Here is a 293-nt window from a genome sequence, read left to right on the forward strand (position 1 = left end):
TTGAGCCCGGGGCTTTCACATCTAACTTATCCAACCGCCTGCGTGCGCTTTACGCCCAGTAATTCCGATTAACGCTTGCACCCTCCGTATTACCGCGGCTGCTGGCACGGAGTTAGCCGGTGCTTCTTCTGCGAGTAACGTCACAGTCAGCAGATATTAGCTACTGACCTTTCCTCCTCGCTGAAAGTGCTTTACAACCCGAAGGCCTTCTTCACACACGCGGCATGGCTGCATCAGGGTTTCCCCCATTGTGCAATATTCCCCACTGCTGCCTCCCGTAGGAGTCTGGACCG

General features: G+C 55.3%; 1 rRNA gene. It reads right to left on the minus strand.

Features of this window, described 5'->3' with window-relative positions:
- A 16S ribosomal RNA gene (locus J9892_RS20095) occupies positions 1-293 on the minus strand; the annotation flags it as partial.

The sequence above is a fragment of the Aeromonas sp. Prich7-2 genome (assembly GCF_017939255.1).
Classification (GTDB): Bacteria; Pseudomonadota; Gammaproteobacteria; order Enterobacterales; family Aeromonadaceae; genus Aeromonas; species Aeromonas caviae.